12 protein-coding genes and 1 pseudogene are annotated in these 15,519 nt (G+C 71.2%); 8 read left to right on the top strand and 5 right to left on the bottom strand.

Annotated elements, in window-relative coordinates; all coding sequences use genetic code 11:
* Nucleotides 1–41 precede the first annotated feature (41 nt).
* From ACWDSJ_RS11050 to ACWDSJ_RS11025, 6 genes are read left to right on the top strand one after another with little or no spacing between them, the layout of a single operon-like run.
* Nucleotides 42–1,385, top strand: coding sequence for a WS/DGAT/MGAT family O-acyltransferase (locus ACWDSJ_RS11050; RefSeq protein WP_450031124.1), 1,344 nt, complete (start codon nt 42–44; stop codon nt 1,383–1,385).
* Nucleotides 1,386–1,406: 21 nt separating this feature from the next.
* Entirely contained in the window at nt 1,407–3,329 is a 1,923-nt protein-coding gene (locus ACWDSJ_RS11045; protein ID WP_450031123.1) for a CocE/NonD family hydrolase, read from the top strand.
* On the top strand, nt 3,326–4,210 hold the full coding sequence (locus tag ACWDSJ_RS11040; protein WP_450031121.1) for an AurF N-oxygenase family protein: 885 nt from the start codon (nt 3,326–3,328) through the stop codon (nt 4,208–4,210). The genes ACWDSJ_RS11045 and ACWDSJ_RS11040 overlap by 4 nt, the downstream gene beginning before the upstream one ends.
* Complete coding sequence (locus ACWDSJ_RS11035; RefSeq protein WP_450031119.1) at nt 4,210–5,454, top strand: FAD-dependent oxidoreductase; 1,245 nt, start codon at nt 4,210–4,212, stop codon at nt 5,452–5,454. Before ACWDSJ_RS11040 ends, ACWDSJ_RS11035 begins: the two co-directional genes overlap by 1 nt.
* Complete coding sequence (locus tag ACWDSJ_RS11030; protein ID WP_450031117.1) at nt 5,451–6,503, top strand: ferredoxin reductase; 1,053 nt, start codon at nt 5,451–5,453, stop codon at nt 6,501–6,503. Before ACWDSJ_RS11035 ends, ACWDSJ_RS11030 begins: the two co-directional genes overlap by 4 nt.
* Nucleotides 6,504–6,511: 8 nt before the next feature.
* Nucleotides 6,512–7,645 carry a fatty acid desaturase family protein gene (locus ACWDSJ_RS11025; protein ID WP_450031115.1) on the top strand — a complete coding sequence of 378 codons (1,134 nt, stop codon included), beginning with the start codon at nt 6,512–6,514 and terminating at the stop codon, nt 7,643–7,645.
* Here ACWDSJ_RS11025 and ACWDSJ_RS11020 read toward each other — a convergent pair.
* Together ACWDSJ_RS11020 and ACWDSJ_RS11015 are read right to left on the bottom strand one after the other, a co-directional pair.
* Nucleotides 7,606–8,874, bottom strand: a pseudogene (locus ACWDSJ_RS11020) (wax ester/triacylglycerol synthase family O-acyltransferase); the annotation flags it as partial. The gene ACWDSJ_RS11025 and the pseudogene ACWDSJ_RS11020 sit on opposite strands and share 40 nt — an antisense overlap.
* Nucleotides 8,875–8,989: 115 nt before the next feature.
* Nucleotides 8,990–9,322: a hypothetical protein gene (locus ACWDSJ_RS11015; protein WP_450031113.1), complete on the bottom strand. Its 333-nt coding sequence runs from the start codon at nt 9,320–9,322 to the stop codon at nt 8,990–8,992.
* A gap of 323 nt (nt 9,323–9,645) precedes the next feature.
* Between ACWDSJ_RS11015 and ACWDSJ_RS11010 the strand changes: the two genes are divergently transcribed.
* The gene (locus tag ACWDSJ_RS11010) at nt 9,646–10,836 is read left to right on the top strand and encodes a PucR family transcriptional regulator (protein WP_450031548.1); all 1,191 of its coding nucleotides are present in this window, start codon (nt 9,646–9,648) and stop codon (nt 10,834–10,836) included.
* 126 nt (nt 10,837–10,962) lie between these two features.
* On the opposite strand, the gene ACWDSJ_RS11005 is transcribed toward ACWDSJ_RS11010, so the two are convergent.
* From ACWDSJ_RS11005 to ACWDSJ_RS10995, 3 genes are all read right to left on the bottom strand, one after another.
* Nucleotides 10,963–12,207 (bottom strand): MFS transporter, encoded by a 1,245-nt coding sequence (locus ACWDSJ_RS11005; protein ID WP_450031112.1) that lies wholly within the window; start codon nt 12,205–12,207, stop codon nt 10,963–10,965.
* A 4-nt stretch (nt 12,208–12,211) separates the two neighbouring features.
* Entirely contained in the window at nt 12,212–12,688 is a 477-nt protein-coding gene (locus tag ACWDSJ_RS11000) for a MarR family winged helix-turn-helix transcriptional regulator (RefSeq protein ID WP_450031110.1), read from the bottom strand.
* A 108-nt stretch (nt 12,689–12,796) separates the two neighbouring features.
* On the bottom strand, nt 12,797–13,834 hold the full coding sequence (locus ACWDSJ_RS10995; RefSeq protein WP_450031108.1) for an alpha/beta hydrolase: 1,038 nt from the start codon (nt 13,832–13,834) through the stop codon (nt 12,797–12,799).
* A 254-nt stretch (nt 13,835–14,088) separates the two neighbouring features.
* Between ACWDSJ_RS10995 and ACWDSJ_RS10990 the strand changes: the two genes are divergently transcribed.
* Nucleotides 14,089–15,519 carry a condensation domain-containing protein gene (locus ACWDSJ_RS10990; protein WP_450031106.1) on the top strand — a complete coding sequence of 477 codons (1,431 nt, stop codon included), beginning with the start codon at nt 14,089–14,091 and terminating at the stop codon, nt 15,517–15,519.

The raw sequence follows: 15,519 nt of genomic DNA, 5'->3' as shown, positions 1-15,519 counted from the left end.
AAAGGGGACATCCTTCTTCACCCGACCATGCTCTGTGATCGATGATTGGTGAAGCCGTGAATTTACGACCCACGTCCGTGCTCGATGCCGCCTTCCTTTTCGGAGACACCCCGCAACATCCGATGCACGTTGCCACATTGCAATTGTTCGAACCGCCGCCGGACGCGAAAGACGATTATTTCCGAAAGCTTTTCGCGACCCTTTCCGTGCGTACCGACGCGACGCCGACATTTCTGCGGCACCCGGTCGCGCTGCCCGGGATCTCGCCGCTGCTGTGGACCCGGGACGAGAATCTGGACCTGTTCCGCCACCTCGTACACATCGCCCTGCCCGCCCCGGGCGGACAGGCCCAGCTGCTGGAGGTCGTCGACCGGCTGCACGGGCAGCCACTGGACCGGAATCTGCCGCTGTGGCAGGTATTCCTGATCGAGGGGCTGGCCGACGGGCGGTTCGCGGTGTACTGCAAATGGCATCACGCGCTGCTCGACGGCGCGGCCGCGCAGCGGCTGTTCGCGCGCACCCTCGACGCCGCGCCGACGAGCGCGCCACCCCGCGCGTTCTGGCAGCTCCCGCCCGCCAACGGGCATCGGCCCGAGCCGAATTCGCGGTCCGCGTCGCGACAGCTGCGGACGCTGCTCGACGCGGGCCGCAAGGTCGTGCTGGACCGGGCGCTCACCGTGCCGTTCGAGGCGCCGCGCTCCCCCTTCAACGTCCCCATCGGCACCGCACGGCGCTGCGCGGTGCTGTCCCTGCCGCGCGGGCGGATCGAGGCCGTGCGGCGGCGGACCGCGACCACCGCCAACGACGTCATCCTCACCGTCGTCGCCGGGGCGTTGCGCGGCTATCTCGATGAACGGCACCAATTGCCTGCTCGCCCTCTGGTTTCCATGGTGCCGATGACGCTGCGCTCGGCCGACGACCACAGCGGGGGCAACAAGGTCGGCGCGACCCTGTGCGCCCTGGGCACCGATATCGCCGATCCGCGGCGGCGGCTGGCGGCGATCAGCCGGTCCATGGCCGACAGCAAGAGCGTCTTCGCCGCACTGCCCACCCCGGGCGGTGTCGCGCTGTCGGGGCTCATGCTCAGCCCGCTGCTGATCGCGCTGCTCGCCGGGCGGCTGGCCACCCTGCTCCCGGCGTGCAATGTGGTGATCTCGAAGGTGCCCGGCACGCACGCCCCGCGCTATTGGGGTGACGCGCGGCTCGACGCGCTGTATCCGTTGTCGATCCCCCTGACCGGCCTGGCGCTCAACATCACCTTCACCACCACCAACGACCGGATCGATTTCGGCCTGGTGGCCTGTCCGGCGGCCGTGCCCGGACTGGACCGGCTGCTGGAATTGTTCGAGGAATCCCTGGCCGACTTGGAGAAAGCGGCCGTCTGAATTCATTCCGGGAGGTGCCCGATGAGCACGAATCCCACGGCGTTGCCCGTGCATATCGCGACCCGGTTCGACATCGGCGCACCGCGCTGGCCCCGAACCCATTGGCGCGGTGACGTTTCCATTCGGGCGTCCGACGGGGAGCTGCTGCTCGCCGATATCGGATTGCCCGCCGACGAACGGGGGGTGATCGACGCGCCGGTCCCGGCGGTGGTCTGTTTCACTCCCTACAACAAGACGCTCGTGCGGGCGTGCGGCGCGCGGCCCACGCGAAACCTGCTGCGCGCCTTGGCCACCGCGACGGCGGCCGGGACGGACCGCGCCGGGGTCGGCTTCCTGGAGCTCATCGGCGGAATCGGCCGCGGCGCGCTGGACACGATCACCACCAACGACACCCTGGTGTCGCGCGGGTACGCCGTGGTGCTGGTGGATGTGCGCGGCACGGGGTCCTCGACCGGGACGTGGGACTTCCACGGCGAGCACGAACAGCGCGACTACGCCGAGGTGCTCGCCTGGGTGCGCGAACAGCCCTGGTGCGACGGGCGAATCGCGTTGAGCGGCATCTCCTACCACGCCCAGGCCGCCCTGCTCGCCGCGGCGCGGCGGCCGCCGGGGCTCGGCGCGGTGTTCGCGATCGAACCGTCCGCGGATCCGACCCGCGAGATCGCGCTCAGCGGCGGGGTGCCCTCGCCGTTCATCCTCGCCTGGGCGGCGTCGATCAATCTCACCAAACTGGTTCCGTCGCCGGCGGTGCTGCGGCGGCCCCGGCTGCTGGCCCGGCTGGTGCGCGACCGGCTCGCGCACCCGATCCCCTGGCTCGGCCTGGCGATCGCGATCATGGCCTCCGACCGGCACCCGCACAGCTACCTCAACGAGATGTGGTCGCGAAATGTGCCGGACGCGAGCGCGATTCAGGTTCCCACCTTCCTCGTCGGGGCCTGGCACGACATCTACAGCGGGTCGGTGTGGCACATCTACGAGCGGCTGCCGCTGCCGCCCGGAGCCAAGCAGATGCTCATCGGGCAGGGCTACCACCTGTCGCCGGTGCCCGAACTCGGGGCCGCCGCCGCGCCGCCCGCGCTGAACGAACTCCAGTGCGCGTGGTTCGACCGCTGGATCCGGGGCATCGACAACGGCGTCGACCGGTACGGCCCGGTCACCCTGCGCAGTCAGGGCGACGGCTGGGTGCGGCGGCGCGCGTTCCCCGATCCGCGGGCCGGACGCCGCAAGTTCTACCTCACCGGCGAGTCCAGCGGTTCGGCCGCGCACGCGCACTTCGACGGGGCGCTCACCGCGACACCGCCGGAGACCGCGCGGCGGATCGAACTCGACGCCCGCACCCATCCCGCGTCGGACAACGCGGCCCGCGCCACCGCGGGGCTGGCGACCCTGATCGGGCGCAGCTACGGCCGCGACGAGCGCCGCGCCGAACGGGCCGCGGCCACCTTCACCACCGAACCCCTGCGCGACGACGTGATCCTCACCGGACCGATCGCCCTGCACCTGTACGTGGCGGCGGGCTCCCGCGACGCGTTCTGGGCGGCCACCCTCGCCGACATCGCCCCGGACGGCCGCTCGGTCGCCCTGTCCTCCGGCGCGATCCGCTCCACCATGCGCCGCCTCTCCCCCGGCACGCCCCGCTACCCCGACGGCGATCCCGTCGAACCCGCCCATCCCCTCACCGCCGCCTCCGAGATCCCGATCGAGCCGAACCAGCCGCACGCGGTCGACATCGACCTGCACGCCACCGAGGCCCGCGTCCGAGCCGGGCACCGGCTGCGAATCTCGGTGACCCGCGACAGTTTTCCCCGCTACCTGCTCACCCCGTCCATCCGCCGCGGCATCACCACCCAGACCCTCCTGCTCGACCCTTCCCACCCGGGTCACCTGAATGTCCTCGTCCTGGAACATGATTCGGCCACGGCCGACGAGGAGGAGATCTCATGACCGCGCGCCCGCCCGAACTCGACGCCGTGACCACGATGCTCGCCGAGAGCGCGGCGGCCCTGTCGATGGACATCGACGCCATCGACTGGGATCGCGGCTTCGACCCGGACCTGTTCTTCCTGCCCGAGCACCGGGCGTCGCTGTACGGCACGCGGCTGTGGGACCGGCTCACCCGGGAGCAGCGGATCGCGCTCACCCGCTACCAGTCCGCGTCGATGTACACCGTGGGCGCGTGGGTGGAGACGGTGTTCGGGCAGACGCTGCTGCGCCGGGTGTACGACGTCGATCCCCGGTCGTCGCAGGCCCGCCATCTCTACACCGAGGTCGCCGAGGAATGCCGCCACTCCACCATGTTCGGGCGGGTGATCGCGGCCATCGGCGGCTCCGACTATCGACCGGCCCGCTGGCTGCGGCGGCTGGGGAAGCTGCCCGGCGTGTGGGCGCCGCCGTTGCTCGTGCTGGGTCTCACCCTGTGTGTCGAGGAGTACTTCGACGCGCTACAGCGCGAGATCGAACTCGATCCCGCGCTGCAACCGCTGGTGCGGCAGATCTCCCGCGTGCACGTCGTGGAGGAGGCCCGGCATCTGACCTTCGCCCGCGCGGAACTGACCGCGCTGCTGCCGAATTCGCCGGTCGAGCGGGTACTGCTCGGATTCGCCTACGGTCCGGTGTTGTTCGTGCTCACCCGGTCGTTCGTCGCGCCCGCGGTCTACGCCGACGCCGGACTGGATGCGCGTGCGGCCGCCGCGATCGCCCGGGGCAATCCGCACTGGCGCGACACCCAGCGCTGGGGCTATGAACGGGCGATGCGCACCCTGGACCGGGTGGGGGTGCGCAACGCCTTCGGCGACGCCTGGTGCCGCCTCGCCGGAGCGCTCTGATGCCGCACGTCATCACCGGCGACTGCTGCGCCGACGCGCGCTGCGTCCGGGCCTGCCCGCTCGACTGCATCCACCCGCGCCCCGACGAGCCCGGTTTCGGCACCACCGATCTGCTCCACATCGACCCGTCGACCTGCATCGACTGCGGCGCGTGCGCCGACGCCTGCCCGGCCGCCGCGATCCGGCCGGGGTCGCGGCTGAGCGCGGACCAGCGGCCGTACCAGGTGTCGAGCGCCGCCTACTTCGCGCACCGCCCCGCCGTGCCGCCCCCGAAACCCGCTCCGCCGCAGCTGATTCCGCCCGGCCGCGACCTCCTCACCGTGGCGATCGTGGGCGCGGGACCGGCGGGGATGTACGCCGCCGCGGAACTGCTGCGGCACCGGCGGGTGCGTATCGACATCTTCGAGCGCCTGCCCGAGCCGGGCGGTCTGGTGCGCTACGGGGTCGCGCCCGACGAGGCCGGGGCCGAACGCATGCTCGTCGAATTCGCCTCGGTCGCAACGGATCCGCGGGTCCGGCTGCGGCTCGGCGTCGAGGTGGGCGTCGATGTGACGCTCGCCGACCTGCGCCGCCGCTGGCACGCGGTCGTTTTCGCCACCGGCGGCGGGGACGGGCGGCGGCTCGACGTCCCGGGCGCGGGGCTGCCGGGCAATATCACCGGGCACGACCTCGCCGCCTGGGCCAACGGCCATCCCGCCCACCGGCACCGCCGGATCGACCTGTCCCGGCCGCGGGCGGTGATCATCGGCAACGGCAATGTCGCCCTCGACGCGGCCCGGCTGCTGTCGGCCCGGCCCGGCGAATTCGCGTGGGCGCGGCTGCCCGCACACGTGCGGAACACCTTGGCCCGCAATGCCATTCGGCGGATCACCGTGGTCGGCCGCGGTGGCCCCGCCGCGACGCGCTTCACCGCCCCCGCGCTGCGGGCGCTGCTCCGGCACGACCGCATCCGGCGCGGCGGCCTGCGCTTCCGCTTCGACAGCACCCCCGTCCAGATCACGGGGACCGCCCGCGTCGCGGGCCTGATCGTCGCGAGCCCCGGGGGCGAGCGGGACCATCTCGACGCCGGTCTGGTGGTCCACGCCGTCGGCGCGGAGCGTCCAGTCCCGGTCGCCGAGACCGGCGTCTACGCCGTCGGCGCGGCGGGCGGCGAACCCGTCGGCAAGATCGGAACGAACCGGGCGTGCGCGCAGGCGACGGTGCGCGCGCTGATCGGCGACTTCCTCGCGGGGCGATCGTTATGAGGTCGCCGCTCGGCGCGCTCGCCCGGCTGCTCGCCGCGCCCCACGCACCCTCGGATTACGCGCGGTTGTTCGATCCGGCCTGGGGCGCGGGCCCGGTCACCGGGCGGGTGCGGGCGGTGCGGCGGTTCGGGCCGGACGTCGCCCACCTGTGGATCGAGGCGGATCGGCGGTGGCTCGGGCATCGGGCGGGGCAGTGGACGACGATCGGCACCGATGTCGCGGGGGTGCGCCGGCGACGGCCCTTCTCGATCTCGTGCCCGCCGCGGACGGACCGGCTGATCGAGGTGACCGTGAAAGCCGTTGCCGGGGGCGTGGTCTCGCCGAAACTGGTCCGCGACACCGCGATCGGCGACCTCGTGGAGCTGACCCAGGCGGCCGGGGACTTCGTGTTGCCGGGTGTGCCGCGGCCGCTGCTGTTCGTCACCGCGGGCAGCGGCGTCACGCCGGTGATGGCGATGCTGCGGGAGCTGGCCGCCGGACCCCGCGCGGCCGACACGGTGACGATGATCCATTCCACCCGCCGCGCGGAGGAGACGATCTTCGGACCCGAGTTGCGGGCCTTGCACCGGATGCTGCCGTGGTTCCGCTACATCGAACGGAACACGGTGCGCGCGAGCCGTTTCCGGCCCGCCGACCTGGACTCGCTGTGCCCGGACTGGCGGCGTCGCCGGGCCTACGCCTGCGGTCCGGGCGACCTGCTCGACGCGTGCGCCGACCACTGGGCGGCCGCGGGCCTCGCCGACCGGCTCGCGGTCGAACGCTTCCGGCTCCCCCGGCCCGCCGCCGCCACGGACGGCGGCACCGTGCGATTCCTGGCCAGCGGCAAGGAGTTCCGCGCGGACGGCGGCACCTCGCTGCTCGAGGCCGGGGAACGCGCCGGGCTCCCCCTGCCGAGCGGATGCCGGATGGGCATCTGCTTCACCTGCGCCGGACCGCTGCGCGCGGGGCGGGTGCGCGACCTGCGGACGGGGCGGGTGCAGCACGGCGAGGGGCAGCCGATCCGGACCTGCACGACCACGGCCGCGGGCGACGTGGCCATCGACCTGTAGGAGGGCCCATGACCACCGCGGACCTCGCGACCGAACTGGACGAGCTCCGGCACCGCATCCTCGACGATCTCGGCCCGGCCGACGCGCACTACATCCGCACCGTGATCCGCACCCAGCGCACCCTCGAACTCGCCGGTCGCGCGGTCCTGTTCGGCTCCCTGTTCCCGCCCGCGTGGCTGGCCGGGGTCGCCTGCCTGTCGCTGTCGAAGATCCTGGACAACTGGGAGATCGGCCACAATGTCATGCACGGGCAATGGGATTGGCTGCGCGATCCGCGGCTGAGTTCCACCGCCTGGGAGTGGGACATGTACATGCCCGCCGCGCAGTGGCGCGACAGCCACGTCGAACACCATCTGCACACCAACATCGTCGACCGGGACCGCGATCTGGGATTCGGTTACCTGCGCGTCTCCCCGGAACAGCCCTGGCATCCCGTGCACCTGTTCCAGCCGCTCTACGCGATCGGCCTGGCGGTGTTCTTCGACGCCATGCTCCTGCCCTACGACGCCGAACTCGAGCGAGTCCTCGCCGGGCGCAGGGACATTCGCGAGAGCGGCGGCAAACTCCGCGCGGGCGCGCGCAAGACGCTCACCCTCGCGACCAAGGAGTACCTGCTGTTCCCGCTGCTGACCGGCCCCTGCGCACCGGCCACCCTGGCCGCGAACCTCACCAGCGAGCTGGTGCGCAATCTGTGGTCGTCGGCGATCGTGCTGTGCGGACATCTGCCCGCCGGGATCGCCACCTTCCCCGAATCGTGTCTGGCCGACGAGAGCCGCGGCGACTGGTACGCCCGGCAGGTGCGCGGGTCGGCCGACATCCGCGGCGGGCGGCTGCTGCACGTGCTCTCGGGCCACCTGTCCTTCCAGATCGAACACCACCTGTTCCCGGATCTGCCGAGCAACCGCTACCCGCGGATCGCCCGGGAGGTGCGGCGGATCTGCGCCGACCACGGACTGCCCTACCACCGCGGCGGCCTGGTTCCGCAGCTGCTCACGGTGGTCGGCAAGATCCTGCGCTACTCGCTGCCCTCGCGAATCAGCGACGCCGCCTCCGTTTCCCGCAGCGCGGCGTCCAGCATGCCCGGGAAGCGGTCGAGTTCGGGGACCGCGCTGCGCACCGCGACCATGCCGAAATCGATGTGATCGGCGGCGATGGTCAGCGTGACATTGAGGGCCTGGCCGTCGAAGGGGATGGAGAGCGGATAGGTGGCCGTGAGGCGGGCGCCGTTGAGGTGCATCGGGCCGGGCGGGACCGGCATGCTCGAGACGACGATATTGAACGGCGGGGCGATCCGGGCCATCGGCCCGGGCAGGAAGGCCAGCGCCACGGGACTCAGCAGGGCGGCGGTGAGCGCCAGGGCCGCCGTCGCGGACAGCTCGCGGTAGATCTCCTTGTTGCGGCCCATCGCGGTCATGATCCGTTCGAGGCGGACGGCCGGATCGGCGGTGTCGGTGCCCAGCGGGCACAGCACCGCCGCCACCTTCACCCCGCCGGAACTGCGCGCCTCCGCGCCGCTACGCAGCGAGACCGGAACCATCGCCACCAGCGAACGGTCCGGAAGGGCGTTGCGGCGCAACAGGTATCGGCGCAGCGCCCCGCCCGTCACGGCCAGCACCACATCGTTGGTCGAGGCGCCGGCGGCGCGCGCGATCGCCTCCACGCGGTCCAGGGCGCAGGAGTACAGCTCGCAGCGGCGATCGCCGCCCGCGGGGACGTTCAACATGGTCGCGGGCGTCTCCCACGGCCGGACCAGCGCCGCGTCGGTGAGCACGGTCCGGGCCGCGCGGGCGGCGTGGGCCAGTGCGGTGAGCGCGCCCGGCGATCCGGTGCGGGGCGATGTGCCGCGTCGCGGGCGGGGCGGCTCGGCGTGCCACGGCCCGTACGCCTCGGGCACGGGCTCGGGGTCGAGACCGCGATGCAGCACATGCTGTCCCGCGACGCCGTCGGTGACGGCGTGGTGAATGCGCATGAACAGGGCCAGTTTTCCCCCGCGCAGCCCCTCGATGACATTGGCCTCCCACAGTGGGCGATCGCCGGGCAGGCGGCGGCCGTACAGCCACGACACCAGATCCAGCAGTTGTTCGGTGTCCCCCGGGGGCGCGGGAGCCCAGCGCGCCAGATGACCGCCGAGATCCAGCTCCTCGTCCCACCGCCAGAACGGCAGGGCGATTCCGCCGACCGACCGCGGGCGCTTGCGGAAGGTGCGATCGATCCGATTGTCCGACAACAGCTTCCGATAGGTGTCGAGCCCGAAATCCGGGCCCGCGCCGGGCGGCGGCTCGAACAGCTGGATCGCGCCCACGTGCATCGGGCGGTGCGGAGCCTCCCCGATCAGGAACAGGGCCTCGAGCGGCGATACCAGGTCGACCATGACGCGCGCCTCCGGAACGGGAGCGCCCGGCGAAGACCACGCTGTCCGGGAACGGGCGGTCGAAAAATGCTCTGAGCCAACAGATTACAACAGCCCCGTAGAAAACGGGCCGGTTTCACACCCGCTGATAGGCGCGCGTGACCGTGCGGTGCAACAGATCGTGCAACCACAGCGTGGTCGAGCCGTCGTCGGACCCGACCTGCTCGGACAGGCCCGATTCGAAACCCTCGTTGACCATGGTGTGCACCTCGTCGATCGGCACCCCGAGGCGCGCGCAGCGCAGGGCCGCGTCCTCGAGCCAGCGCAGCGTGAGCACCCCGGCGTCCTCGGCCGCGCCGACCACCGTGAGGGCCAGGCGGAACCCGGAGGCCATCGTGGCGATCGCCGGATCGGCCGCTGTGCCGACACTGTGTCCGTCCAGTTCCGAACGGCATCCATCAATGCTCACCTGTACCACCTCCCGCGAGGATTCCCCCGGCACTGACGGTACGGGTTACTGATCGGTAGCCCAACAAGGATTCAACGTTCTGTGAGCTGTAATAGAGCCCGGAGGACGCGTTTTCGCCACCCTCCCAGATTTGGCAGAGATTGCTGTGTATGCGCGTCACGTCATTGTTACGGTGACACTCTGTACCGGTAAGTTCCGCGGGGGGACTGGAAGAGGGAGTGTGCCGAGTGGCCGAATCCGCGCGACCCGTCGACGAACCCCCGACCGTGGCCGGACCCCAGGTGACCTCGCCCCTGCGGGACGTGCGCACCCTCTCGCGGAAGATGGTGGGGCACTTCCTCGACACCGTGGTGGCCTGCCGGACGATGCCCACCGACGCCATCAGCGGTGACTTCACCGCCACCACCCGGCTGTGCCTGGAACTGGCCGTGGCCATGTTCGACGGCGCGGACACCGGCGAGCAGATCGCCCGGCTCGAGGACGCCGCCGCCGGGTGGGCCCGGGAGGGCATCCCGCTGGGCGTGATCCATCACGCGGTGCACGAGGGGTTCCGGCTCGGCGTCGACCTGGTCCAGGCGCACCTCACCGCCGCCGATCTCGAGGACATCAAGCTCGCCTCCCGGCGGCAGATCGACGTGCTCGAGATCATCACCGCCACCATCTCCGACGCCTATGTCCGCGAATTGCGCGCCGCCGCGGGCGAACACCACCACGCCGCGCACACCCTCATCACCGCGCTGCTGTCCGGGCACTCCACCTCGACCATGGCCCGCGAGTGCGGGATCGATATCGCGCCCTCGTATCACGTTGTGGCGCTGGCGCTTCCGCCGCATCCCGACGAACACGACCCGACCCTGGACGGCCGGGTGGTGGCGCGGCGCAAGCTGCGCCGGGTGCAGGCGGCGCTCGCGGCCCGCTGCGGCGAGGCGGTGCTGTCGCTGTTGAGCGTGGACGGCGGAACGATTCTCGTGCCCACCACGAGCGTCGCGGACGCGGAACTGGACGAGTTCGTCGAGGCCCTGTCCGCGGCGGCCGGGGTGGCTGTCACCGCGACGGTCGTGGGCGCCGCACCCGAGGGCGTCCCCGAGGCCGCCAACCAGGCCCATCAGCTGCTCGACACCGTTCAGCACCTGCGCACCCGGCCCGGTCTGCACCGGCTCGACGATCTGGCGGTGGAGTATCAGATCACCCGCCCGGGGCCGGGTCGCGAGGTGCTCGGCGCGCTGCTCGCGCCGCTGGACGCCCACCCCGAACTGTTGCAGACCCTGACCCGGCATCTGGCCAACAATCTCAACCGCCGCCTCACCGCGCGGGATCTGCACGTGCACGCCAACACCGTGGACTATCGCCTCAAGCGCATCGCCCAGCTCACCGGCTTCGATCCGAGCACCCCGAGCGGGCTGTGGTATCTGCGGTCGGCGATCGTGGCCCGCACCTACACCACCAACCGGGCGCGCGACGCCCGGGGCCGGGGCACTGTGCGCGGACCGAATCGGGGCGCGAAATCCTCGTGACTCGTCCCAGGATCGGCGAACTCGCCACGCCCGCAAGCGCATTCGCCGGTACTGTGACGGGAGGTAGGACGTCTGGGTGCATTGGCGTCCTACCTCCCCAATCTTCTTGTGGCCCAGCGTATCCCGTCAGTCGTCGCCGACGGTGATCGCCGCGGCCTCGGTGGCGCTGTGCGGCGCGGGTTCGTGGTCGTCGACGTGGGCCAGGGCCGAGCGTCCGGCCAGCAGCACCAGCACGCCGATCCCGGTGCAGGCCGCGCCGACCCAGAACGGCAACGCCATCCGGTGCTCACCGAGTTTGCCCGCCAGATAGGGCGCGGCCGCGCCGCCGACGAACCGCACGAAGCTGTAGGCGGCCGAGGCGGTCGAGCGCTCCACCGGCGCCGAGATCATGACGGCCTCGGTGATCAGCGTGTTGTTCACGCCCAGGAACAGCCCCGCGAGCACGGTGCCCACGATGAGCACGGGCCGGTGATCGGCCCAGATCGCCATGACGGCCAGGTCCGCGGCGAACAACGCCAGCGCGGTCGCGATCATCGGCACGGTGCCGAAGGCCGCCTGCAACCGCGGCGCGAACACCACCGACGCCAGCGCCAGCAGCAGACCCCAGCCGAAGAAGATGACGCCGATGGCGTAGGTGCCCATGTCCAGCGGGAACGGCGTGTAGGCCAACAGGGTGAAGAACCCGTAATTGTACAGCAGCGCGGTGACGCTCACCAGCAGCAGGCCGGGGAAGCGCAACGCCTTGAACGGCGCGGTGATCGAGGTCCGCTGCGCGGGCGGCGGAGTGTCCGGCAGCAGCACCACGATCGCGACGAACGCGACGGCCATCAGCACCGACACCCCGAAAAACGGTGCGCGCCAGCTGAATCCGCCGAGGAAGCCGCCGACCAGCGGCCCGGCCGCGATGCCGATCCCCAGCGCGGCCTCGTAGAGGATGATCGAGCGGGCGACGCCGCCGGTGGCCGCGCCCACGATGGTCGCCAGGGCGGTCGCGATGAACAGCGCGTTGCCCAGCCCCCAGCCCGCGCGGAAGCCGACGATCTGTCCGACCGTGCCGGAACTTCCCGCCAGCGCGGCGAAGGCCACGATGATCGCCAGTCCGGCCAGCAGCGTCCGCTTGGCGCCGAACCGGCTCGAGATCACGCCGGTGATGAGCATGGCGACGCCGGTGACCACCATGTAGCTGGTGAACAGCAGCGTCACCTGGGACGGCGAGGCGTGCAACTGCTCGCCGATCGGTTTCAGGATGGGATCGACCAAGCCGATGCCCATGAAGGCGATGACCGAGGCGAAGGCCACCGCCCACACGGCCTTGGGCTGCTTGGCGCGGGTCGGCGCGTCGGTCTCGACGCGGGTGAGGGTGCTGGTCACAACGCTAACGCTCCTGTTCTTCGAATTCGGTTGCGGCGGTGGACACGAGGGCCGCGTGCAGGGCCCGCAGCTCGTCGCTCAGGCGAGCCAGCCGCTCGTGGTCGAACCCCGGGGACCGGGCGGCCAGAGCGGTGCCGATCGCGCGGCGGGACGCGGCCAGACGGGCGCGTCCCGCCGCGGTCGGCTCGACGACCACGGCTCTGGAGTCGCCGGGAACGGTGGCGCGGGCGACCAGTCCGGCCGCGACGAGGCGGCCGATCAGCGTCGTCGCCGTCGGCTGCGAACACCCGTCGATCCGGGCGAAGTCGCCGACCCGCATCGGGCCGTGCTCGTCGAGCACCGACAGCGCGCGCACCATCGCGCGCGGAAGCCCGTCACCACCGAAGCCGCTGGCCAGCCGGGACAGCCGCGCCACGGTCACGGCGATATCCACCAACCGCCCCTCGACCGTCGCACTCTCCTCGATCCGGCTCATCGACATGTTTTTAGTTTACATTTGCTAACTATCTATGTACATAGGCTAACTATCTCGGGACGCGTGAGGTCGCTCACCCGTTCGTCCGGCGAGCGGACTCCCCGGGATCCCTGATCAGCGGGTGAGGGCCTGCTCGAACAGCGGCCACGAATCGTGCAGGTCCTGTTGCCAGTAACCCCACGAGTGGGTGCCGGTGGGACGCAGGTTGAAGGTGGCGGGGACGGCGAGGGCGGCGAGGCGGGTGCGCAGGGCCTGGGCGCATTGGTTGGTGATGGCCTCGATGACCAGGCCGGTGGTGAGCTGGCTGAACAGCTTCTGCCCGTTGCCGTTGACGCCGGGGCCGTCGAGGGTGTCGAGCGGGCCGGGCAGGCCGGTGCCCGCGGAGACGTAGATCGCGGTGCCGCGCAACCGATCCGCGTGCAGGTAGGCGTCGTTCGCGGCCCAGGCCGGATCGCCCGGCGGGCCCCACATATTGACCGAGTTGCCCGCGTAGCGCCCCACGACCGCGGTCACCATCGCCTCGCCCTGCGGGCTGCTGGTCTGCACGCATCCGCTGTAGGAGCCGAGCGCGCGATACAGACCCGGTGCGGCCAAGGCCAATTGGAACACCGAGGTGCCCGCCATCGAGATCCCCGCGATCGCGTTCGCACCCGTGCCTCGGAAGGCCGAGTCGATGATGGGCGGCAGTTCCCGGGTCAGGAACGTCGTCCAGCGCTGCCGCCCCAGCACCGGATCGTCGGCGCGCCAATCGGTGAAGTAGCTGCCGCGCCCACCCATCGGGATGACGACGGTGACCTGCTTGTCGGCGAAGAAGTCCACCACATCGGTCTGCTCGTTCCAGCTGCTCGCCTCGGTGCCGCCATTGGCCCCGTTGAGCAGGTACAGCACCGGCGCGGGCCGCGAATCGTCCACGGGCAGCAGCACTTTCACGGTGATCACGGCGTCCATGGCGGCGGAGTGGATCGCCAGATCCACCGTCCGGCCCTGCCGCTCGCCGACCCCGACCAGGCGCGAACCGTCCGGCGACGCGGCCGCCGCGGCCGTGATCTCACCGGGTTCGGCCACCGCGGCGGGCGCGACGACCAGCGCCAACGCCAGCGCGATCACCGCGGCGGACAGCCCGATTCGCGTGCGGGCGGCGTGCGCGTCCAACCGTCTCCTCCCTCGGGCCTGCGGATCGTGTGGTCACGGTAGGAGCGAATACCGCTGAGCGACAAGGCCGTCGGAACGACATTGGTCTTTCGACCGCCTGACGACCGACGCCGTTGGCACTAATCACAAGGTTGTCCGCCCAGGCTGGCCGACCCGGTGGTAACTGCCGTTAACTCCCAAGGGCGTGGTCGGTGATACCTACCGAAACACGCATCGGCGAACCCGTCGCCACCGAGGCGTGAATAGAGGGACCCGTGGTCAATTTCGGCTTCTTCGACGATTGGCATCCGCAACCGGGCCGGATCACCAGCTGGTCGGTGTCCGAGGCCGCCCGCGCGGCGATGGCGGCCGCGCCGCCGCATCCGACCCCACCCTGCTACCAGCAGGAGGAATACCTCCGCGCCGCGCACCGGCAGGCGGGCACCCGGGCGCGCACCTCGCGGGTCACCATGATCTCCTTCGACATGCCTGGCGAGCCGGACGTGCCCGCGATGACCCGCGCGCTCACCGCGTTCGTGCGCCGCCACGACACCTTCGGCAGCCGGTTCGAGGTCGGGCCCGACAATCGCGTCGTCCGGCACGTACTGCCGCCCGAGCGGATCGACCTCGTCGCGACCGACCACGGCGACTTCGCCGACGCCGACGCGATTCGCGCGTTCGTGCAGGCGAATACGCCCGACGCGCGGCACTGGGACTGCTTCGGCTTCGGGGTGATCCGGCACGAGGGCTCGTTCACCGTGTACGCCGCGATCGACCATCTGCACACCGACGGCGTCGGCCAGGCGATCACCTGCGTCGATCTGCTCATGCTCTACGGCAGCGAACTCGGCGGCACGCCCGCCCCGCTCGCGGCGGTCGAGGGGCATCTCGGCTACTGCGACCGCGAACGCGCCCACAACGAGGCCCTCACCGAGGACTCCCCCGAGGTGCGCGCGTGGGTGGATCTGTTGCGCCGCAACGGCGGTGACATGCCGTCGTTCCCGCTGTATCTCGGCACCGCGGGCGGTTCGGCCTACACCCGCGGCGCGCAGATCACGCTGCCGCTGTTCGACGAGTCGGACGCGCAACGGTTCGAACACGTCTGCGAGGCCCAGGGCGGGCGGTTCGTCGGCGGCCTGTTCGCCGCCCTCGCGCTGACCGAACTCGAATTGACCGGCGCCGATTGGTATTTCGTGCTCACCCCCGTCAACACCCGCACCACGGCGGGCGAGGCGAATTCGATCGGCTGGTACACCAACCTGGTGCCGGTGGCGATCGAGGCGGGCATCGAGGCGGGCGCGGACAACCACTTCACCGGCCTGGTCGCCGCCGCGCAGCGCGCCGCCGACTCGGCCCGGGAACTCGGCGCGGTGTCCCCGCACCGGGTGGTCGAACTCGCCTCGCAACGCCACGGCGTCCGGACCCGGCCGGGCTGGGCCGCGATGATGATGTCCTACATCGATCTGCGCAAATTCCCCGGCGTCGAGATGTTCGACCGGATCAACGGCGGCATGTTCGCCAACGACGACTCGCCCGGCGAGGTGTACGTGTGGGTGAACCGCTTCCCCGACGTGACCAAGCTCAGCCTGTTGTTCCCCGACACCCCCGAGGCCCGTCAGGCCGTGGACCAGTACATCAAGACGCTGCTGTCGATCGTGGGCGCGGTCGCGCACGACGGGGACTACACCGTCGGTGTCGCCGTCTGA

This window comes from Nocardia sp. NPDC003482 (genome assembly GCF_053588115.1).
The sequence above is the reverse complement of the archived record's forward strand: the minus strand, read 5'-3'. Positions and strand labels throughout refer to the sequence as shown.